This window comes from Micromonospora sp. NPDC006431, assembly GCF_042870725.1.
GTDB lineage: Bacteria > Actinomycetota > Actinomycetes > Mycobacteriales > Micromonosporaceae > Micromonospora.
This window is the reverse complement of the sequence record NZ_JBIAHQ010000049.1, coordinates 1-19,030: the sequence shown is the minus strand read 5'-3', so window position 1 is coordinate 19,030 and position 19,030 is coordinate 1. Positions and strand designations below refer to the sequence as shown.

Sequence of the window (19,030 nt, the reverse complement as noted above, 5' to 3'; positions counted from 1 at the left end):
GGTTCCGCTGGACCCGCCCGCTCGGCGGGACCGTCCGTAACGCCACCGTCTCCCGTGACGGCGGACGCTGGTACATCTCGTTCTGCATCGAGGACGCCGTAACCGAAGCGGCCCCGAACGGTAAACCGCCGGTCGGGGTGGATCGGGGTGTGGCCGTGGCGGTGGCCACCTCTGACGGGGGTCTGGACGACCGGCAGTTCGTCACGGCTGGGGAGGAGAAGCGGCTCAAGCGGTTGCAGCAGCGTCTGTCCCGGTCGCTGCGGGTTCATGGCCGCAACCGCGGGTCGAAGCGCCGCGACGCTACCCGCGCGCAACTCGGCCGGCTGAATGCCCGTATCCGGGCCCGCAGGGCTGACTTCGCCGCGCAGACCGCCGTGCGCCTGGTCCGCGAGCACGGCATGGTCGCTGTCGAACGTCTGCGGATCAAGAACATGACCGCCAGCGCGAAGGGCACCGTTGAGCAGCCGGGCCGTAACGTGCGTCAGAAGGCTGGCCTGAATCGAGCCATCCTGTCGAAGGGGTGGGGCGGGTTCCTGCTGAAGTTGGAGCATGCCGCCCGCTACCACGGAGCGAAGATCGAGAAGGTCAATCCCGCGTACACGTCGCAGACCTGCAACGCCTGCAAGCATGTCGCCCCGGAGTCCCGCGAGAGCCAAGCGGTCTTCCGGTGCGTCGCCTGCGGGCATCAGGACCACGCCGACGTGAACGCGGCCAAGAACATACTCGCCGCCGGGCTGGCGGTAACAGGGCGTGGAGACCTCGGGGTTACCCGGTCTGTGAAGCGCCAACCACCCCAACGGCTCGCAGCGTGAACGCGCCTCAGCCACGGGAATCCCCCGCCCTTCAGGCGTGGGGAGGAAGTCAAGTATCACTGGCGGATGCTGCTGCTGCCCGGCGCGCCGCCGCTCGCCGAGGAGCACGCGGACGTCGACCGAGCGGTCGCCTACTGGGGTGGCTCGCCGGCCGTACGGCACCGACTCGACGCGCTCGCGCGCGCCTCGGCGAGCATCGTGCTCTTCCTCGAGCACATACCACAGAACCTGCAGGACTGGCTGGCCACGCGACCGGTCGGCGTCGAGGGGACCGACGCGTACTCGATGGTGGAACGGGGCTTGCGCGCCGGCGCCGCCTTCATGCACGGCAACGGCCTGCTGCACTTCGACGCCCACCTCCGCAACATCCTCACCGACGGCCGGCCGAACGCGACGAGTACGTCCGGCGGTGCGCCGCGGGCGGCACGCCGGCTGACGTGCCGGCCGCGGCGGCGGCGATCATCACCCGGTACGCCCCGGTCGCCGCGATCGTGAACGACTTCTACTGGGATCTGTTCGGCACGGACCGGGCCACCCCATATCCCGCCGAGCGGCTGCGTGCGCCCCTCGCGTCCGTGCTGGCCGCCGGCCCCGGAGCGGGGTAAGGCCGGTCCGGCGCCGGCACCCGGAGACGCTCAGTGGGCGGACGCCGGCTGCCCGGAGTCGGCCACCCAGGTCGGGTGCGCCTGGACGAACGCCGCGACGGTGTCGTCCCGGAACGCGTGCAGCAGTTGCATGCTGGTCGGGCTGAGGATCTCGGCGCTGCCGACCCCCGGGACGGTACGGCTGTTGAAGGTGCCGTTGTTGGTCTTGATCGTGGTGATCGCGTCGGGGCGGACACTCCGCATGGCGAAGGCCCAGTCCTCCAGCGGGATGCCACCGTCGTCGACGGTCATGGCCTTGCCGACCGCCGACAGCAGCCCGGGCAGCTTGGTCGGTGAGTTCAGGCCCTTGGTGATGACCTGCTGCAGCACCGCCTTGACGAACTGCTGCTGGTGGCGCTGCCGGCCGTAGTCGAAGTCGTGGTTGGCCAGCAGGTCCCGCTGCCGGACGAAGTCGAGCGCCTGGGACGGGTTCAGGCAGTGGTTGCCCTTGGTGTAGACGTTCGGGGTGACCCCGGGGATGCGGTGGTTGACCGTGCCGTCGGGATTGATCTTGTACGGCGCCGCCGTCTTCCCGGTCGCGTCGTCCTTCCCCAGGTGGATCGAGGTGGTGGTCTCGTCGACGTACATGCAGACCTGGCCGAGCGTCTGGACGATGTCCTTGAACCCCTGGAAATCGATGATGGCGCCGGCGTCCGGGGTGATGCCGGTGACGTCACGCACGGTCAGCGCGAGCAACTCGAAGCCGTGCGACAGCGCGGGCGCGCCGGTGAGTCCCCGGCCGCCGAACGCGAAGGCCGCGTTGATCTTGTTCTGCCCGCCGGCGTACGACGTCGCGCCGTTGTCGTAGGCGGGGATGCTCACCAGCGAGTCGCGCGGCAGCGAGACCATGTACGCCTGACTGTGATCGGCCGGGATGTGCATCAGGATGATCGAGTCGGCGCGGGTGAGCTGGCTGGGATCCTGGTTCGGGCGGGCGTCGACGCCCACGAGCAGGATGTTCTTCGCCCCGGTGATGTTCTGGTGCTGGCGCGGTGGCGCGGCGGCGCCGAGCAGGTTCTGCTGGGTGATCTTGCTGGTCGCGGTGTGCAGCAGGAACAGGCTGCCGCCCAGCGCCACGCCGCTGAGCGTCATCAGGGTCGCGCCGACCGCCACGCACCAGCGGGCCCAGCGCGGCCAACGCCGACGGGCCGGGCCCGCGGGCGGGACCGGCTCCACGGGTGTGCGGTTGTCGGAACGCGCGGCGGCGTGCGGCACGAGTGCCTCCTCCGGACGGGGGCCAAACCGGACCAAATGTAGGCGCCCGATGCACGCAGCGTCACCCCACCCGGCTGTGAATCGCCTGGGAAGTCCACGAGACTGGTGGCCCGGCGGGCCGCACCGGGGTAGTACGGCGCGGGTCACCCGGCCAGCCAGGCGCGGATCTCGGCGTCGTGCTCGCCCGGCCCGGGCGGCGGGAGGTGGTAACGCGGCGGGGTCGCGGAGAAGCCGATCGGATGGCGGACGCCGGGCACGCCGTCGACGGTGACCACCGGGTCGAGCCCGAGTTGCCGGGCCAGGGCGACGCCGCCGTCGACCGTGTTGATCGGCGTGCACGGCACGCCCGCCGCGCGTAGGTCCCGGAACCACTCGTCGGTGGTCCGCTGGTGCAGCCGCGCGACCAGCAGGGGGCGCAGCACGGCGCGGTGGGCGGTGCGGTCCTGGTTGCGCCGGAAGCGGGGGTCGTCGGGCAGGTCGGGCAGGCCGAGGACCTGGCACAGGGTCCGGAACTGGCCGTCGTTGCCGGCGATCACGACGAGTTCGCCGTCGGCGGTCGGCAGCGGCTCGTACGGGAAGATGCTCGGGTGGGCGTTTCCCATCCGGGACGGCACGACGCCGGCGGCGACATGGGCGCTGGCGTGGTTGACCAGGCCGGACAGCGCGGAGGAGAGCAGGTTCACCTCGACGTGCTGCCCGGTCCCGGCCTGCTGCCGGTGGTGCAGGGCGGCGAGGATCCCGACGGCCGCGTGCAGGCCGGCGATCACGTCGAACACCGCCACCCCGGCCTTGTAGGGCGGACCGTCCGGCTCTCCGGTGAGGCTCATCAGCCCGGACGCCGCCTGCACCATCAGGTCGTACCCGGGCAGGTCGGCGCCGGCTCCCGCGCCGAAGCCGCTGATCGAGGCGTAGACGATCCGGTCGTTGGCGGCCGCGACGCTGTCGTAGTCGAGGCCGAAGCGGCGCAGCGCGCCGGGCCGGAAGTTCTGGATCATGACGTCGGCGCGGTGGGCCAGTCGCCGGGCGAGCGCCAGGTCCTCGGCGTCGGTGAGGTCGAGGGTGATGGCGCGCTTGTTGCGGTTGACGCCGAGGTAGTAGGTGGAGACGCCCTCGCGGACCGGCGGCATCCAGGTCCGGGTGTCGTCACCACCGGGTCCCTCGACCTTGACCACGTCGGCGCCCAGGTCGGCGAGGAGCATGGTCGCGTACGGCCCGGCGAGGATCCGCGAGAAGTCCGCGACGAGTACGCCGCGCAGCGGTCCGCTCCGCTCCTCCCCCATCGCGTCCGCCCCTCCTCCGTCCCGACCCGTGTCGGGGCACCGCACCAGGAGGACAACGATGGCACATGATCGACGAGCGAGCCCGGCCCGGACCGGCCGACGGGGCCCGAGCCGTCGGGCTGCCGGCCGACGGCGGGCGGGGCAACGCGGTCGCCGGGGGCTCGGGAACCAGGTGGGCACCGCCGACGACTATCTGTACATGGCGTGTGAGCAGTGGCGGGAGATCCTGTCGGCGCAACTGGACGGTGAAGCGTCGGCGGCCGAGACCGCAGCGGCCGAGGGGCACCTGGAGTCCTGCGCCGGCTGCCGGGGGTGGTTCGAGGCGGCGGTGGCGGTGACCCGGCGCGCGCGTACCCACGCGGTGCCGCAGATGCCCGACCTGGTCGACGCGGTGCTCGCGGCCGCTCCCCCGGCGCCGGCCCGGTCCGGCTGGCGGGAGCGCGTGACGCTCGGGCTGCGGGGCGTGCTGGGGCTGCTGGGGGCGGTGCAGCTGGTGCTCGGCATGGCGCAGGTCGGCCGGGACGCCGTCGTCGGGCACGTGCACACCTCCGGCCAGCACCTGTGGCACGAGTCCGCGGCGTGGAACGTGGCGGTGGGCGCCGGGTTCCTCTATGTGGCGCTGCGCCGGTCCGCGCCGGCCGGGCTGCTGCCGATGCTCAGCGCCTTCGTCGCCACGCTGGTGCTGCTGTCGGTGAACGATCTGATCACCGGGCAGGTGGCGGTGCAGCGGCTGATCAGCCACGGGTTCCTGCTCGTCGGCTGGGTGGTCATGATGCTGCTGTCCCGGCCCCGGTGGCGCTCGGGCGGCACGCCGCCGCGGCAGGGCCGGTCGTCGGGCTCGCGGTGGTCGCTGCGGCTGGAGGAACAGCCGGAGGTGGCGCCGCTGCGGCTGCTGCCGCCGTACTCGGCGCAGGCCCGCGACCGCCGGGCGGCCTGACCGGTGGACGGCCTACGTGCCGGTGGACCGGGGCGCGACGACGCCGCGCCTCGGCCCGGCGGTGGCGCGAGCCCGGCCGGCAGACCTCGGCCGCTCAGACCACGCGGCTGCCCTGGGCGTCACCCCGCCAGGCGGCGACCAGGTCCTCGCGGGCCCGGGCGACCCGGGACCGGATGGTGCCGACCGGGCAGCCGCACACCTGGGCGGCCTCGGCGTAGGACAGGCCGACCAGCTGGGTGGCGACGAACGCCTCCCGCCGCTCGGGCGTCAGGGCGGCGATGAGCCGCCGCAGGGTCACGGCGTCGTCGCCGCCGGAGGTGACCGCCCCGGCCGCCTCGGCGGCCCGCTCCCAGTCGGTCAGCGCGGACACCCGCGGGCGGGTCGCAGCGGCCCGTACGTGGTCCACGGCGACCCGGCGGGCGATGGTGAACAGCCAGGTCCGGGCCGAGGACCGGCCGGCGAAACCGGGCAGGCTGCGCAGCGCGCGCAGGAACGTCTCCTGGGTCAGGTCGTCGGCCTCGGCCGGGCCGGCCAGGTGCGCGAGGAACCGCCACACCGGGACCTGCAGGGCCCGGACGAACGCGGCGGCGGCCTGCTGGTCACCCCGGCCGGCCTGGTGCGCCCACCGGGTGACCTGCGCGTCGTCGGCGTCGGCGCTCATCCGTGGCCGGCCGGCCGGTCCGCCGTCGTCCTGATCGACGGTACGGGAGCTGGCCTCACTCGGTTCATACCTGCCATCCTCCTCCGACCGCACGGCCGACCGGTCACGGACCCGGCCGGGTCGCGCGCCCTGTATTGGTCGCTCGGCGGCGGCGAGAAGTTCCCGGGCCGGGCCGCATCTTCGGCACGGCCCGGCCCCGGCCCCACTCACGGGCCGATCGTGACCGCGACCGGCCCGACGCGCGGCACGCCCTCGCGGTGAGGACGTTGGCCGGACCTGGGTGAGGCCAGCACCCGCCCGGGGCCGCCGGGGCCGGGCCATCCGCCGGCCGGCCCACGTAGCGGTGCACGGGCGAGGCCAGCAGTTGGACGATCCGTCGCATGAGGACGAGTCTAGAAACCCGCCACTCGTCCAAATCAGCCCCTTCCCGGAAGAAAGGGACCGGTTACTCCCCGCCTCGTGTCCGTCACCCGCGGAAGCCGTTGTACGAGGTGTGACGGCGCAACGGTCAGTCATCGCCCCCAGGTCCGCCGCGAAACAGTCCCGCCGGCAGGTGGCGTGGGCGCAACGCGAGAACGACCGGCGGCGGCACGCGTACGACGCCGAGGTCGAGGCCTGGCGCCGGCGCGAGGAGCAGCTGGTGCGGCTGGGCATCGAGGCCGCCGGCTTCCTCGGATGCACCCAGCCCCGCACCGGCCTGCCGGTGGAGCTCGACGACGACGAGGTCCTCTACCGCGTACTGCCGAACGCGGAGCTGGTCGAGGCCGAGGCGCGGCACATCGCCGGACTGCCGGCGCCCGCCCTGGCGGTCGGGGCAACCCCTGTCGGGGCGACCGCCGTGCAGCCGTCCGGCCCCGTGCTGCCGAAGGGGCTGCGCGTGGTGGACGCCGGGATGGCGGTCGTGACCGACCGCCGGGTCGCCTTCGGCGGGCGTACCGGCCGGCGCGAGTGGACGTACCGCGACCTGCTGGGCCCCGGCCACCATCCGGAGGCCCCGGTCACCCTCCTGCACGCCGCAGACGGGCGCCGGCCGGCCGGCCTGCAGGTGCCCACCGCCGCAGCGGTGAACTTCCGCTTCTACCTCACCCTCGCCTTCGCCGCCGCCACCGGGCAGCGGGCCGCCGTGGCCCCGCAGATCGACGCCCTGCTGGCCGCCCACCGCGCCGCGCGCCCGCTGCCCCCGCCACCGGTGGCGCCCCAGGACGCGCCCACGGCCCTGCTGCCGCCGGAGCGGATGGCGGCCGCCGCCGCTGTCGTCGTCGCGGTGGCGTTCGCGGCGCTGACCAACGGCACGGCGACCCCGGGGACGACCGACCTGCCGTACCGCGCGGCGCCGGGTGTGAGCGCCGGCACCGGGGACCAACCCGAGGGCATCGGTGACATCTTCCCGAGTCCGTCCGCCCGCCAGGGGGCGCCCGGGGGTCGTCCGGTGCCCTCGCCGGCGGCCGTGTCCGTGGTACTGGCCACCGACGCGACGCCAGCGGCGAGCCGCCCCGCCCCGCAGGCCACCGTGGGGCCCCGGCAGAAGCCGCCGGCGGCCCCGGTCAGCAGAACCCCACCCGCCGTCCAACCGGCGCCGACCACCGCCGCACCACCGGCCGCACCACCGGCCGAGCCCCCGGCCACGACGCCGCCGTCGAGCGCCGCCCCTGCGCCAGCACCGAGCAGCGCGCCGCCTTCCGCCGACCCGCCGGTGGTGCGAGTCTGCCTGGATCCCCTCCGGCTGCCGCTGCTGGACTCGCTGCTGTGTCCACCGACCGACGACTGAGCGGCCGGCACGGCGCCATATCGCTCAGCGAGCGCCCGGGGCCGCGAGGTCAGGAACTCGCCGGGGTGAGCAGGTAGTCGTCCGCCTCCGGGCTCCATCGCAGCTCGACGACCCCGCTGGTGGCCGCCGCCTTGCCGAACTGAAGGAAGCTGCGGTAGCCGAGCTTCTTCTCGCTGAAGTCCGGCCGGGCCCGGCGGAGCTGGTTCTTCAGACCGGACAGGGCCACCGCCCCGTCGGCGCCGGCCAGGTCCGCGACGACCGAGCGCAGCAGCGCGAACGCCGCCTCGCGGTCGCCACGCTCGGGCAGCGCCACCTCGGGATCACCCTTGGCGGGCCCCTCGGACAGCTCGATCACGTTGTGCTCGGCCAGATAACGCAGGAGTTCGCCGAAGGTGCGGAAGCCGTAGTCGGACTCGCTGAACGTCGGATCCTTGCGCAGCAGGGTCCGCTTCAGCCCGGAGGCGGTCACCTCGCCGCTGGAGCTGCCCTGGAGCCCCGCCACGGTCTGGGCCACGAGGACCGCGAGCCGGTCGACGTCGCGCGCGGGTTCCTCCGCCGGCTGCGGCTCGGGCTGCGGCTCCGGCGGCCGCACCTCCGGGCCGGGCGTCCGCCCGGGTCGGCCACGCCGCTCGGCGGGCGGGGGAAGGTCGACCCCTTCGAGGCGCTCGTAGTAGAGGAACTCGTCGCACGCGGGTGGTAGCAGCGCCGACGTGGACCCCTCCACCCCGACCCCGATGACCCGCTTGTTGAGCTCGCGCAGCTTGTGCACGAGCGGCGTGAAGTCGCTGTCCCCGGTGCAGATCACGAACGTGGAGATGTAGCCGCGTTCGAAGGCGAGTTCCACCGCGTCGACGGCCATCTTGATGTCGGCGGCGTTCTTCCGCGAGGCGCCCATCCGCTGCGGTATCTCGATGAGTTCGACGTGGGAGCGGGTGAGCATCCGGCGGTCCTCGTCGAAGTACGACCAGTCGGCGTATGCCCGGCGCACCACCACTCGGCCCCGTTCGGCGAGGGCGTCGGCGATGGGCCGGAAGTCGAACATCCGGCCGCGGTGATGATCACGTACGCCCAGCGCCAGGTTCTCGTAGTCGAGGAACAGCGCGATACGGTCTTCCTGATCCACACCGGCCAGCGTACGCGCGGTGGGAGGCTGCCCCCGGGCGGCACGGCGAAGCCGTTCGGGTCGGTGCGCGGCCGCATCGGGGCCCTCGAGGCACGTGTCCGGCCGCTACGATCGCGGATGCATGCCCCGGAGCGCAGGAGGTCGCCATGGCGGACGTCAGGTCGGGAGGCCACCCCACTTCGGAGGAGTCCGCCCTGTCGACGCGGATCGACCCGTCGGTGCCTCATCCGGCCCGCCGCTACGACTACTGGCTGGGCGGCAAGGACAACTTCGCGGCGGACCGGCAGTCCGGCGACGCTGTCGCGGCCGCCTACCCGGCGATCCGGACCACGGTCATCGAGAACCGGCGGTTCATGCAGCGGGCCACCCGCTACCTGGCCGACACCGCCGGCGTCCGGCAGTTCCTCGACATTGGCACGGGAATCCCGACCAGCCCGAACCTGCACGAGATCGCCCAGGGCGTCGCCCCGGAGTCGCGGGTGGTCTACGTGGACAACGACCCGATCGTGCTCACGCACGCGCGCGCCCTGCTGACCAGCGCGCCCGAGGGCGCCACCGCGTACGTCGACGCCGACCTGCGCGACCCGGAGCGGGTCCTGGGCCACCCCGACGTGCGCGCCACCCTCGACTTCGACCGGCCGCTGGCGCTGATGCTGGTGGCCGTCCTGCACTTCCTCACCGACGCCGACGACCCGTACGCGATCACCCGGCGGCTGGTCGACGCGCTGCCCTCGGGCAGCTACCTGGTGGTCTCGCACGCCACCATCGACCTGGTGCCGCGGGACGTCGCCGCCACCGCGGCACCGGTCACCACGACCAGCATGATCGACATGGCGTTCCGGAGCCGGGACCAGTTCGCCGCGTTCTTCGCCGGCCTCGAACTCGTACCGCCGGGCATCACCCCGGTCACCGAGTGGCAGCCGGACGATCCGGCGGAGCTGCGCACCGCGGCCGCCCAGGCATCCATGTACGCGGCGGTGGCCCGCAAGCCCTGAGCCGGCGTGGGCCCCTACCCGGCCGCGACCGGGCGCCCAGTGAAGACCCGCCGGGTCGGTGGGTTCAGAACGTCCGGCGGCTGAAGATCGGAATCAGCACCGCGGCGACCGCGACGTGCATCAGCCCGAGGACGACCTTGGTCGCGCCGCTCGCCCCGACGGCGAACAGCGGCAGGAACGACGCCAGGAACACGACGACGGCGAGCGCCGTCCAGACAGCGGCCGCATGGCGGGTCAACCGGCCCAGCACCGAACGGGTTGCCCAACCGAGCAACGCCGCCACGAGTGTGAAGACCGTGACGATCGGCAGGCCGAGGACGCCGGGCGGTTGACCGTTGCGGGGATCGATGTGCAACTCGACGTCGATGAGCTGGGCGACGGCCCAGACCAGTGCGGCGGCGACGAGGGAACCGCCGACGGCGAGGACGCCGGCGCGCAGCCGAGTGGTTCTCGAGGACACGGAGGTGGCGGTCATTGCTGACTCCTTCGTGGACTGAGGCTGATCCTTGCCGCCCGGCCGTCGGAAGCGCCGAGCCCGAAAAGCACGGTACCGGTGAATTATGAATTCACATGGCTGGCACAAATCGGCATCTATGGCGACAGGCGAGGATCGACACCAGTACGGTACCGTAGCGTCGACGGCATGAGGGCGCTGGTGGTTTCTCTCGTCGTGATCGCGGTGGGTCTCATCGGGCTGTTCGTCTTCGTCGGCTGGCGCGACCGGAAGCGCCTCTCGTCGCGGGAGGATGCGGAGGCGGCCCGTGACGCCAGGTCGACCCAGGAGCGGTACGCGGCGGAGCGCCACGGTGTCCAGGGCGAGGTGTGGCGGCGCGGCCAGGGTTCCTCCGGCATGTGAGCGGACCCTGGCGGGACGTGTCGCCGGACCGGTCACCCTAGGCGCTGGCGCCGGAGTAGGAGTGCAGCGAACGCCGCCACGCGAGGGTGGCCACGACGACCGCGCCGACCGCCACCGCCGGCGCGATCAGCAGCAGGTACGGGTTGAGCCGGCCCAGCAGGGCCGCCGCGGGGTACGTGGTGAGGAACGCCACCGGCACCACGGTGAGGACCGCCTGCACGGGGTTGCGGTACAGCTCCACCGGAAAGCGGGACAGTTCGACGAAGGCGTACGAGACCCGGCCGAGTTCCTCGGCGGCCACCAGCACCACGGCGAGCGCCATGAGCAGCACGGTCAGGGCGTACAGCAGCAGCACGGCGCAGCCCAGCAACAGCCCGAACGCGGCCAGCGCGACCACCGACACGCCGCGGCCGGACAGGACCACCCCGACGGTGGTCAGCGCCAGGCCCAGCACCGGGTCCAGCAGGTTGTTGACCCGCACCTGCCGCAGGCTCACCAGCAGTTGCGCGTCGAACGGCTTGGTGAGCAGGAAGTCGAGGGTGCCCAGGCGTACGTAGTCGGTCATCCGCTCCAGGTTGGGCTGCAGCAGCGCCTGACGCAGGCCGTTGAGGGTGAAGAACAGGCCGATCACGACGAGCACCTCGGCCTGCGTCCAACCGGCCACCGTCCCGGTGAAGCGGAAGTAGACCGACGCGCCGGCGGCCGCCCACACCATCCAGAAGGCGCTGAGCGCCACGTTCGAGAAGAAGTTGAGCCGGTACTCCACCTCGCCGGCCACCGCCGCCCGCCAGCAGATCGCGAGGACGCGGGTGTGCCGGGACCAGCCGTTCACCCGGCCACCGCCTGGTAGCGACGGACGCCGTGCCGCCAGATGACCCGGTACAGCACGGCGAAGGCGGCGAGCCAGCCGAGCCCGACGGCGAAGCCGTACGCGGCCTCCCGCGCGTCGAGGCGGCCCATCAGGAGCTCCACCGGGAAACCCATCGCGGTGCGGAACGGCAGCACCACCGCGACGCTGCGCAGCCAGTCCGGCATCAGCGCCAGGGGCGCGACCCAACCGGAAGCGAACGAGCCCAGCCCCCACCACAGCAGCCACGCGTTGGACGCCTGGGTGCTCCAGAACCCGATCAACGCGAACGTCGACGCCATGAGCAGGCTGACCGCGTACGCGAGCACGAGCGCGGCGGCGACGGCGGCGAGCCGGACGGGACCGACCGGGTAGTCCAGGCCCGGCACCAGCAGCGCGGCGAGCACCAGGGCCGGCACCAGCACGGTCAGGAAGACCAGGCGGTGGCCGAGGTCGTTGGTGGCGTACTGGTGGAAGGGGTGCACCGGGCGCAGCAGCCGCACGGAGAGATCGCCGCTGCGCATGTCCGCGTCCCACTGCCAGACGACGTGGTCGCCGGAGAGGTTCCACAGCAGGGTCGCCGCCGCGTAGTAGGACAGGAAGTCGCCGGTGGTCCAGCCCTTCGGCGGGCCGCCCTCGGCGACGATGGTGAGCCACACCCCCATCAGCAGCAGCGGGAAGAAGCCGGTGAGCAGCGACAGCGCGATGCGACTCCGGTAGGTCGCCGCCACCAGCGTCGCGCTGCGCACCAGCGGCGGGTACGCGGTGAGGACGTCACGCATGGGCGAAGACCGCCCGGATGATGTCCTCCACCGGCGGGTCCTCGATCGCGACGTCCTCGACCGGCAGGGTGGTGAGCAGCCGGGCCGCGACCGCGGCGGTCTCGGCGCGCGGCACCGCCAGGGTGACCACGGCACCGTCCACCTCGGACACCTCGCCGAGGCCGACCCAGGTCTGTGCCGGTACGGCCTCGCGCAGGGTGACCCGGACCAGCCGGTGCGGCGAGTGGGCCTCGACCAGCGCGGCGAGGTCGCCGTCGAAGCGCAGGGTGCCATGGTCGATGACCAGCACCCGGCGGGCCAGCGCCGTGACGTCGCCCATGTAGTGGCTGGTGAGCAGGACCGTCGCGCCGCAGCGGGCGTTGTAGTCGCGCAGGAAGGTGCGCACCGCCGCCTGGCCGTTGACGTCCAGGCCGAGCGTCGGCTCGTCGAGGAAGAGCACGTCGGGCCGGTGCAGCAGGGCGCCGGCCAGTTCGCAGCGCATCCGCTCGCCGAGGCTGAGCACCCGGACCTGCTTGGTCAGCAGCGGTTCGAGGTCCAGCAGGGTGACCAGTTCGTCGAGCGCCGACCGGTAGGGGCGCTCGGCGAGGCCGTAGATCGCGCGGTTGACCTCGAACGCGTCGGCGGCGGGCAGGTCCCAGAACAGGGCGTTGCGCTGGCCCATGACCAGCGAGATCCGGCGCAGGAACGCGGGCTCCCGGCGGTGCGGGGTGTGCCCGAGCACCCGTACGGCCCCGGCGGCGGGGTGCAGCAGGCCGGTCAGGCACTTCAGGGTGGTGGTCTTGCCGGCGCCGTTGGGGCCGAGGAAGCCGACGACCTCGCCCGCCGGGATCGTGAAGCTGACCTGCTCGACGGCGCGGACGGTAACGTGCTCGCGCCGGACGAGTGAGCGGAGCGAGGCGCGCAGGCCGGGTGGTCGCCGGTGCACCCGGAAATGCTTGGCCAGGTCGCGCACCTCGATCATGTGGACGACCCTAACGGGGCGCGGCGACGGATCGACATCGAATATTCCGGATCCGCCACGGCGCCGGGCCGGGAATCGGCCCACCCGATCCGGTGAGCGCTGTCGTCACCTACCGGCGGCGCACACTTACGGCCGCCCGGCGGGACGGGATACACCGGGGGTGACCGCTCGCCGGAGCGGTCGCTGCCTGCCCGGAAGGGGGTCGAGCACGGTGCGGACCGACCGCTCCAACCCACGCCTCGCCAACGTCGAGGCGGTCGCGGACGCGATCCTCTACGAGGGCTACCTGCTCTACCCCTACCGGCGGTCATCGGGCAAGAACCGGGTCCGCTGGCAGTTCGGTGTGCTGGTGCCCCCGGCGTGGGGCGCGGCGCACGGCCTGGTCGACCGCGGTGTGGCGGGCTCCGCCGAGTCGCCATGGCAGCAGACCGAATGCCTGATGGAGGCGCCGGACACGGCGACGGTCCGCGTCCGGTTGCGGTTCCTGCACCTGCAACGCAAGGTGGCCGAGCGCCGGACGGCCGACGGCGGGTACCAGCCGGTCGACCGGATCGAGGTCGGTGACCGCACGGAGCTCAGCTTCGACGAGGCGGTGCCCCGGGAGTACGACGTCGAGGCGTCGGTCGGCGACCTGCGGCGGGGCCGCCGCCTCGACCTTCGGGTGCCGGGCGGGGCGGACGTCGAGCCGCTGGTCGATGACCGGGGTGAGCCGGTCGGTCGGGTGGTACGCCGGCGCTGGCCGTTGTCCGCGTCGGTCACCGTCTCCGCCGCTCCGGCCGAGGCGCCCTTCCCGTTGCTGCGGCTCGGGATCCGCGTCGAGAACACGGACAGGAGCACCCCGCCGGACAGTGCCCGGGACGACGCGTTGCGCTGCTGCCTGCTGGCGGCGCACACGCTGGCCACGGTCAGCCGGGGCCGGTTCCTGTCCCTGCTCGACCCGCCCGAGTGGGCGGCGCCCGCGGCACGGGAGTGCCGCAACGTGCACACGTTCCCGGTGCTGGCCGGCGAGCCCGGCAGCGTGGACGTGCTGCTCTCGTCACCCATCATCCTCTACGACCACCCGCAGATAGCGCCGGAGAGCCCGGGCGACCTGCACGACGCGACCGAGATCGACGAGATCCTCTCGCTGCGTACGCTCACCCTCTCCGATGCGGAGAAGCGGGAGGCGCGGGCCACCGATCCGAGGGCGGCCGCCATCCTCGACCGGGTCGACGTCATGCCGCCCGAGGTGCTCGAACGGTTGCACGGCGCCATCCGCGCCCTGGCACCCGTACGGCGGGACGGCGATGCCGGCGCCGACCCGGAGCGGCCGTGGTGGGAGCCGGGCGCCGACGCGGGGATCGCGCCGGAGACCGACAGCGTGCTGGTCGCGGGCACCCTGCTGGGGCGAGGCAGCCGGGTCCGGTTACGGCCCCGCCGGCGCGGCACGGACGCGCACGACATGTTCCTGGACGGTCGCACCGCCCGGGTGGAGCAGGTGCTGCTCGACGTGGACGGGTCACGGTTCCTGGCCGTGACGGTGGACGACGACCCGGGCGCGGAGCTGCACCAGTGGTACGGGCGGCTGCGCCACTTCCGGCCCGAGGAGGTCGAACCGTTGGCGGGCGAGGTGACGGCACCGTGAGCGGCCCGGACCACGGGCGGATCCTGGTCGCCGGGATCGGCAACATCTTCCTCGGCGACGACGCGTTCGGGGTGGAGGTCGTCCGGCGCCTGCGGGACGAGGTCCTCCCGGCGGGGGTGGATGTGTCCGATTACGGGATCCGGGGGATGCATCTGGCCTACGATCTGCTGGACGGCCGCCACGACGTGCTGGTTCTCGTGGACGCGTTGCCGTTGGACGAGCCGCCCGGGACGTTGGCCGTGCTCCGGGTGGACCTGGACGACCCGGGCTGGACGCTGCGGCCGGCGGACGTGCTGGACGCGCCGGCCGCCGATGCGCACGGCATGGATCCCGAGTCGGTGCTGCGGCTGCTGCGCGGCCTGGGTGGGAGCGTCGACCGCGTCCTCGTGGTGGGTTGCCAGCCGGCCGCCCTCGACGAGCGCATGGAGTTGTCGGCCCCGGTGGCCGCCGCGGTCGATGAGGCGGTCCGGACGGTGGCCGGGATCGTACGGGAGGAAGCCGCGCGGCTCGCCCGCGGCAAGGGGGCGGCACGAGGCACGCCCGCTGAAGGTAGCGAACGGGGGGTGAGCACGCATGCATGAGACGGGTCTGTCCCAGGCGATCGTGGACGCGGCGGTACGCCGGGCCGCCGGCCGTCGGGTCACCGGCCTGCGGGTGCGGATCGGTGGGCACCCGGTCGACCCCGATGTCGTCACGCAGGGCATCCAGCTGGCCGCCGCCGGCACGGTCGCCGCGGACACCGCCGTCGACCTGGTGCTCGAACCGATGACGGTGGCGTGCCACGAGTGCGGTCGCAGTGGGCCGGTCGACGACCATCTCGCGATGGTGGCCTGTCCCCGGTGCGCGGGCGTGGACATCGCCGTGACCGGCAGCGACGACGTGGTGCTGGAGTCGATCACGGTGGAGAACATCGAAGTGGGTGCGCTCTGATGGACGCCAACGACGTGCTCCGGCACGACCACCGCGTCGTGGAGCAACTGTTCCGGGACTATCAGGCAGCGGAGTCCGACGCGCAGCGGCGCGGCGTCGTGGAGATCCTGGTTCGCGAGCTGTCGAAGCACGCCGCGCTCGAGGAGGTGCTCTTCTACCCGTTCGCCGCGCAGGTGCTGGCCGACGGACAGGTCGACCGGCACCTCGCCGGGCACCGGCCGATCAAGGAGTTGCTCCTCGAACTCGACCGCTGCCGGGCCGGCGACAACGCGCAGGACGAGCTGATGCAGCGGCTGGCGTCCGCCGTCGCCCGGCACGTGCAGGACGACGAGAACGAGCTCATGCCGCAGCTGTGCGCCCGGGCCGACGAGCAGGCCCTGCGCGAGCTGGGCCAGGAGATCGACCAGGGCAAGCAGCGGGCCCCGACGCGCCCGCACCCGCACGCGCCGGACAAGCCGCCGGCGCTCACTCTCGCGGCGCCGGTGGCGGCCATCTACGACCGGCTACGGGATCGGATGCAAGGGAGGCCACGCACATGACCCAGCACATGCGCGACACCGCGGTGATCCCGAAGGAGAGCGGGTTCGACGAGGTCACCATTCTCTGGATCTCCGAGGGCATGAGTTGTGACGGCGATTCCGTGTCGATGACGGCCTCCGGTCAGCCGGCGATCGAGGACATCGTCCTCGGGCTCATTCCCGGTCTGCCGAAGGTCAACCTGCACAACAAGGTGTTGTCGCCGGCGGCCGGCGGTGAGGAGTTCCTGGCGCCGTACCGGAAGGCGGCCCGTGGCGAGATGACCGAGCCGTTCATCCTGGTCATCGAGGGCTCGATCCCGAACGAGAACATCAACGGCGACGGGTACTGGACGTCGTTCGGCAACGACGAGAAGACCGGCGAGCCGCTGACCTTGAACTGGTGGATCGACCAGCTGGCGCCGAAGGCGTGGGCGGTCGTCGCGGCCGGGACGTGCGCGACGTACGGCGGCATCCACGCCATGGCGGGCAACCCGACCGGGTGCATGGGCCTGGCCGACTATCTCGGGTGGGACTTCCGGTCCCAGGGCGGCCTGCCGATCGTCAACGTGCCCGGCTGCCCGATCCAGCCGGAGAACTTCATGGAGACCCTGACCTGGGTGCTCTACCACGCGGCGGGCTCGGCGCCGCCCCCGCCGCTGGACCACATGCTGCGGCCGCAGTGGCTGTTCGGCAAGACCGTGCACGAGGGCTGCGACCGGGCCGCCTACTACGAGCAGGCGGACTTCGCCAAGGACTACAACTCGCCCAAGTGCCAGGTGAAGGTCGGCTGTTGGGGGCCGGTCATCAACTGCAACGTCCCGAAGCGCGGCTGGATGGGCGGGGTGGGTGGCTGTCCCAACGTCGGCGGCATCTGCATCGGCTGCACCATGCCGGGCTTCCCCGACAAGTTCATGCCGTTCATGGACATGCCGCCCGGAGGCAGCCTGTCCACCCTGCTCATCAAGCCGTACGGCGCGGTGATCCGCCGCTTGCGCGGCCTCACCAACGCCACGGCCAACCGGGAACCGAAGTGGCACCACAACGGCCCCGAACTCACCAGCGGCTACAACCCGCGGTGGCGTCCCTACGGTCCGGCGGACCCCCGCCGACAGGCAGCAGAGGAGAGGAACCGACCGTGACCGCGACAAAACCGAAGCCGGCCGCCGGCAAGAAACCCGGCGAACTGGTGGAGATGGCGTGGGATCCGATCACCCGGATCATCGGCAACCTCGGCGTCTACACGAAGATCGACTTCGCGAACCGGGTGGTCGCCGAGTGCCACACCACGTCGTCGCTGTTCCGCGGCTACTCGGTGTTCATGAAGGGCAAGGACCCGCGCGACGCCGGCTTCATCACCAGCCGGATCTGCGGCATCTGCGGCGACAACCACACGACCTGCTCGGTCTACGCGCAGAACATGGCGTACGGCATCAAGACCCCGCCGCTCGCCGAGTGGATCATCAACCTCGGCGAGGCCGCCGAGTACATGTTCGACCACACCCTGTTCCAGGACAATCTCGTCTTCGTCGACTTCTGCGAGGCGATGGTCAAGCAGACCAACCCCAGCGTGCTCGCCCGCGCGGAGACCACCGCGGCACCGGGCCGGGACATCCACGGCTACCGGACGATCGCCGACATCATGCGGGCCTACAACCCCTTCGAGGGCGAGGTCTACAAGGAGGCGCTGAAGGTCAGCCGCACGACCCGGGAGATGTTCTGCCTCATGGAGGGCCGGCACGTCCACCCGTCGACGGTCTATCCCGGCGGCGTCGGCACCATGCCGCAGCCGACGCTGTTCACCGACTACCTGACCCGGCTGATCAGCATCCTGGACTTCGTCAAGAAGACCGTCGCCATGAACGACGACATCTTCGACTTCTGGTACGAGGCGCTGCCCGGCTACGAGGAGGTCGGCCGCCGCCGGGTCCTGCTCGGCTGCTGGGGCTCGTTCCAGAACCCCGACGTCGTCGACTACAAGTACGAGACCATGACGAACTGGGGGCGGGCGATGCACGTCACGCCCGGCATCGTCGTCGACGGCAAGCTGCTCACCACGGACCTGGTGGACATCAACCTCGGCATCCGGATCCTGCTCGGCAGCTCCTACTACAAGGACTGGGCCGGCCAGGAGGAACCGTTCGTCAAGTACGACCCGCTCGGCAACCCGGTCGACATCCGCCACCCCTGGAACCAGACCACCCTCCCGGATCCCGGCAAGCGCGACTTCGACGACAAGTACAGCTGGGTGATGAGCCCCCGCTGGTTCGACAAGAACAGCGGCGAGCACCTCGCGCTGGACACCGGCGGCGGCTGCTTCGCCCGGCTGTACACCACGGCGCTGGCCAAGATGGTCGACACCCCGTACGTCAAGTCGACCGGGCACAGCGTGCAGATCTCGCTGCCGAAGAGCGCGCGGCTGCCCGAGATGACGCTGGAGTGGAAGATCCCGAAGTGGTCGAACGCGCTGGAGCGGGACCGCTCGCGGGCCTACTTCATCGCGTACGCCGCTGCGATGTCGCTGTACTTCCTCGAGCGGGCGATGGAGCGGATGCGTGGCGGCGACATGCGGGTCTTCACCGAGTTCGAGGTGCCGGACGAGGCCATCGGCTGCGGCTTCCACGAGGCCGTCCGGGGCCTCCTGTCGCACCACGTCGTGATCCGGGACCGCAAGATCGCCAACTACCACCCGTACCCGCCGACGCCGTGGAACGGCAGTCCCCGCGACAGCTACGGCACCCCCGGGCCGTACGAGGACGCGATCCAGAACACGCCCATCTTCGAGGAGAACGGCCCGGACAACTTCAAGGGTGTGGACATCATGCGGGCGGTGCGCAGCTTCGATCCCTGCCTGCCGTGCGGGGTGCACATGTACGTCGGCGGCGGGCAGACCCTCAAGAAGATCCACTCGCCGATGTTCGGCGCGTCGCATGGCTGAGCAGCCGGACCACCCGCGGGGGGGGGCCCCCCGGGGGGCCCCCCCGGGGGGGCCCCCGGGCCCCCCGGGGGGGGCCCCCGGGCCCCCCCCCCCCCGCCCCCCCCCCGGCGCGCGGGGGGGGCGGGCGCGGGGGGGGCGCGGG

General features: G+C 72.4%; 20 protein-coding genes and 1 pseudogene. 12 read left to right on the top strand and 9 right to left on the bottom strand.

Annotated elements, in window-relative coordinates; translation table 11 throughout:
- Both ACFYM6_RS35245 and ACFYM6_RS35240 read left to right on the top strand, forming a co-directional pair.
- A partial coding sequence (locus tag ACFYM6_RS35245; protein WP_387281806.1) for an RNA-guided endonuclease InsQ/TnpB family protein occupies positions 1 to 812 on the top strand: 812 nt, incomplete at its 5' end.
- 66 nt (positions 813 to 878) lie between these two features.
- A complete protein-coding gene (locus ACFYM6_RS35240; protein ID WP_387281805.1) occupies positions 879 to 1,307 on the top strand; it encodes a hypothetical protein in 429 nt (142 codons plus the stop codon).
- Positions 1,308 to 1,447: 140 nt separating this feature from the next.
- On the opposite strand, the gene ACFYM6_RS35235 is transcribed toward ACFYM6_RS35240, so the two are convergent.
- Positions 1,448 to 2,671 carry an LCP family protein gene (locus ACFYM6_RS35235; protein WP_387281804.1) on the bottom strand — a complete coding sequence of 408 codons (1,224 nt, stop codon included), beginning with the start codon at positions 2,669 to 2,671 and terminating at the stop codon, positions 1,448 to 1,450.
- A gap of 143 nt (positions 2,672 to 2,814) precedes the next feature.
- On the bottom strand, positions 2,815 to 3,951 hold the full coding sequence (locus ACFYM6_RS35230; protein WP_387281803.1) for a CaiB/BaiF CoA transferase family protein: 1,137 nt from the start codon (positions 3,949 to 3,951) through the stop codon (positions 2,815 to 2,817).
- 199 nt (positions 3,952 to 4,150) lie between these two features.
- On the opposite strand from ACFYM6_RS35230, the gene ACFYM6_RS35225 reads away from it, so the two are divergent.
- Positions 4,151 to 4,888 (top strand): zf-HC2 domain-containing protein, encoded by a 738-nt coding sequence (locus tag ACFYM6_RS35225; protein WP_387281807.1) that lies wholly within the window; start codon positions 4,151 to 4,153, stop codon positions 4,886 to 4,888.
- A gap of 94 nt (positions 4,889 to 4,982) precedes the next feature.
- On the opposite strand, the gene ACFYM6_RS35220 is transcribed toward ACFYM6_RS35225, so the two are convergent.
- Together ACFYM6_RS35220 and ACFYM6_RS35215 are read right to left on the bottom strand one after the other, a co-directional pair.
- On the bottom strand, positions 4,983 to 5,549 hold the full coding sequence (locus tag ACFYM6_RS35220) for a sigma-70 family RNA polymerase sigma factor (protein WP_357438966.1): 567 nt from the start codon (positions 5,547 to 5,549) through the stop codon (positions 4,983 to 4,985).
- A 295-nt stretch (positions 5,550 to 5,844) separates the two neighbouring features.
- A pseudogene (locus ACFYM6_RS35215) lies at positions 5,845 to 5,931 on the bottom strand (molybdenum cofactor biosysynthesis protein); the annotation flags it as partial.
- A gap of 171 nt (positions 5,932 to 6,102) precedes the next feature.
- Between ACFYM6_RS35215 and ACFYM6_RS35210 the strand changes: the two are divergent.
- Positions 6,103 to 7,317, top strand: a complete 1,215-nt coding sequence (locus ACFYM6_RS35210; RefSeq protein WP_387281802.1) for a hypothetical protein — start codon at positions 6,103 to 6,105, stop codon at positions 7,315 to 7,317.
- Positions 7,318 to 7,366: 49 nt separating this feature from the next.
- Here the strand turns inward: ACFYM6_RS35210 and ACFYM6_RS35205 are convergent, their stop codons facing one another.
- Positions 7,367 to 8,440, bottom strand: coding sequence for an NYN domain-containing protein (locus ACFYM6_RS35205; RefSeq protein WP_387281801.1), 1,074 nt, complete (start codon positions 8,438 to 8,440; stop codon positions 7,367 to 7,369).
- 146 nt (positions 8,441 to 8,586) lie between these two features.
- Here ACFYM6_RS35205 and ACFYM6_RS35200 point away from each other — a divergent pair, with 146 nt between their 5' ends.
- Positions 8,587 to 9,435 (top strand): SAM-dependent methyltransferase, encoded by an 849-nt coding sequence (locus ACFYM6_RS35200; RefSeq protein ID WP_387281800.1) that lies wholly within the window; start codon positions 8,587 to 8,589, stop codon positions 9,433 to 9,435.
- 64 nt (positions 9,436 to 9,499) lie between these two features.
- Here the strand turns inward: ACFYM6_RS35200 and ACFYM6_RS35195 are convergent, their stop codons facing one another.
- Positions 9,500 to 9,910 (bottom strand): DUF6069 family protein, encoded by a 411-nt coding sequence (locus ACFYM6_RS35195; RefSeq protein ID WP_387281799.1) that lies wholly within the window; start codon positions 9,908 to 9,910, stop codon positions 9,500 to 9,502.
- A gap of 168 nt (positions 9,911 to 10,078) precedes the next feature.
- Here ACFYM6_RS35195 and ACFYM6_RS35190 point away from each other — a divergent pair, with 168 nt between their 5' ends.
- Positions 10,079 to 10,291 (top strand): hypothetical protein, encoded by a 213-nt coding sequence (locus tag ACFYM6_RS35190; protein WP_387281798.1) that lies wholly within the window; start codon positions 10,079 to 10,081, stop codon positions 10,289 to 10,291.
- Between the two features lie 37 nt (positions 10,292 to 10,328).
- Here the strand turns inward: ACFYM6_RS35190 and ACFYM6_RS35185 are convergent, their stop codons facing one another.
- From ACFYM6_RS35185 to ACFYM6_RS35175, 3 genes are read right to left on the bottom strand one after another with little or no spacing between them, the layout of a single operon-like run.
- Positions 10,329 to 11,123, bottom strand: coding sequence for an ABC transporter permease (locus ACFYM6_RS35185; protein WP_387281797.1), 795 nt, complete (start codon positions 11,121 to 11,123; stop codon positions 10,329 to 10,331).
- Complete coding sequence (locus ACFYM6_RS35180; protein ID WP_387281796.1) at positions 11,120 to 11,920, bottom strand: ABC transporter permease; 801 nt, start codon at positions 11,918 to 11,920, stop codon at positions 11,120 to 11,122. Before ACFYM6_RS35180 ends, ACFYM6_RS35185 begins: the two co-directional genes overlap by 4 nt.
- Positions 11,913 to 12,881: an ATP-binding cassette domain-containing protein gene (locus tag ACFYM6_RS35175; RefSeq protein WP_387281795.1), complete on the bottom strand. Its 969-nt coding sequence runs from the start codon at positions 12,879 to 12,881 to the stop codon at positions 11,913 to 11,915. The genes ACFYM6_RS35180 and ACFYM6_RS35175 overlap by 8 nt, the downstream gene beginning before the upstream one ends.
- 211 nt (positions 12,882 to 13,092) lie before the next feature.
- Here ACFYM6_RS35175 and ACFYM6_RS35170 point away from each other — a divergent pair, with 211 nt between their 5' ends.
- From ACFYM6_RS35170 to ACFYM6_RS35145, 6 genes are read left to right on the top strand one after another with little or no spacing between them, the layout of a single operon-like run.
- Positions 13,093 to 14,505 (top strand): hypothetical protein, encoded by a 1,413-nt coding sequence (locus ACFYM6_RS35170; RefSeq protein ID WP_387281794.1) that lies wholly within the window; start codon positions 13,093 to 13,095, stop codon positions 14,503 to 14,505.
- Positions 14,502 to 15,086, top strand: coding sequence for a hydrogenase maturation protease (locus ACFYM6_RS35165; RefSeq protein ID WP_387281793.1), 585 nt, complete (start codon positions 14,502 to 14,504; stop codon positions 15,084 to 15,086). The genes ACFYM6_RS35170 and ACFYM6_RS35165 overlap by 4 nt, the downstream gene beginning before the upstream one ends.
- The gene (locus ACFYM6_RS35160; protein ID WP_387281792.1) at positions 15,079 to 15,435 is read left to right on the top strand and encodes a hydrogenase/urease maturation nickel metallochaperone HypA; all 357 of its coding nucleotides are present in this window, start codon (positions 15,079 to 15,081) and stop codon (positions 15,433 to 15,435) included. Before ACFYM6_RS35165 ends, ACFYM6_RS35160 begins: the two co-directional genes overlap by 8 nt.
- Positions 15,435 to 15,974 carry a hemerythrin domain-containing protein gene (locus tag ACFYM6_RS35155; RefSeq protein ID WP_387281791.1) on the top strand — a complete coding sequence of 180 codons (540 nt, stop codon included), beginning with the start codon at positions 15,435 to 15,437 and terminating at the stop codon, positions 15,972 to 15,974. The genes ACFYM6_RS35160 and ACFYM6_RS35155 overlap by 1 nt, the downstream gene beginning before the upstream one ends.
- Positions 15,971 to 17,092, top strand: a complete 1,122-nt coding sequence (locus tag ACFYM6_RS35150; RefSeq protein ID WP_387281790.1) for a hydrogenase expression protein HypE — start codon at positions 15,971 to 15,973, stop codon at positions 17,090 to 17,092. The genes ACFYM6_RS35155 and ACFYM6_RS35150 overlap by 4 nt, the downstream gene beginning before the upstream one ends.
- On the top strand, positions 17,089 to 18,888 hold the full coding sequence (locus ACFYM6_RS35145) for a nickel-dependent hydrogenase large subunit (RefSeq protein ID WP_387281788.1): 1,800 nt from the start codon (positions 17,089 to 17,091) through the stop codon (positions 18,886 to 18,888). Before ACFYM6_RS35150 ends, ACFYM6_RS35145 begins: the two co-directional genes overlap by 4 nt.
- Positions 18,889 to 19,030: the final 142 nt, after the last annotated feature.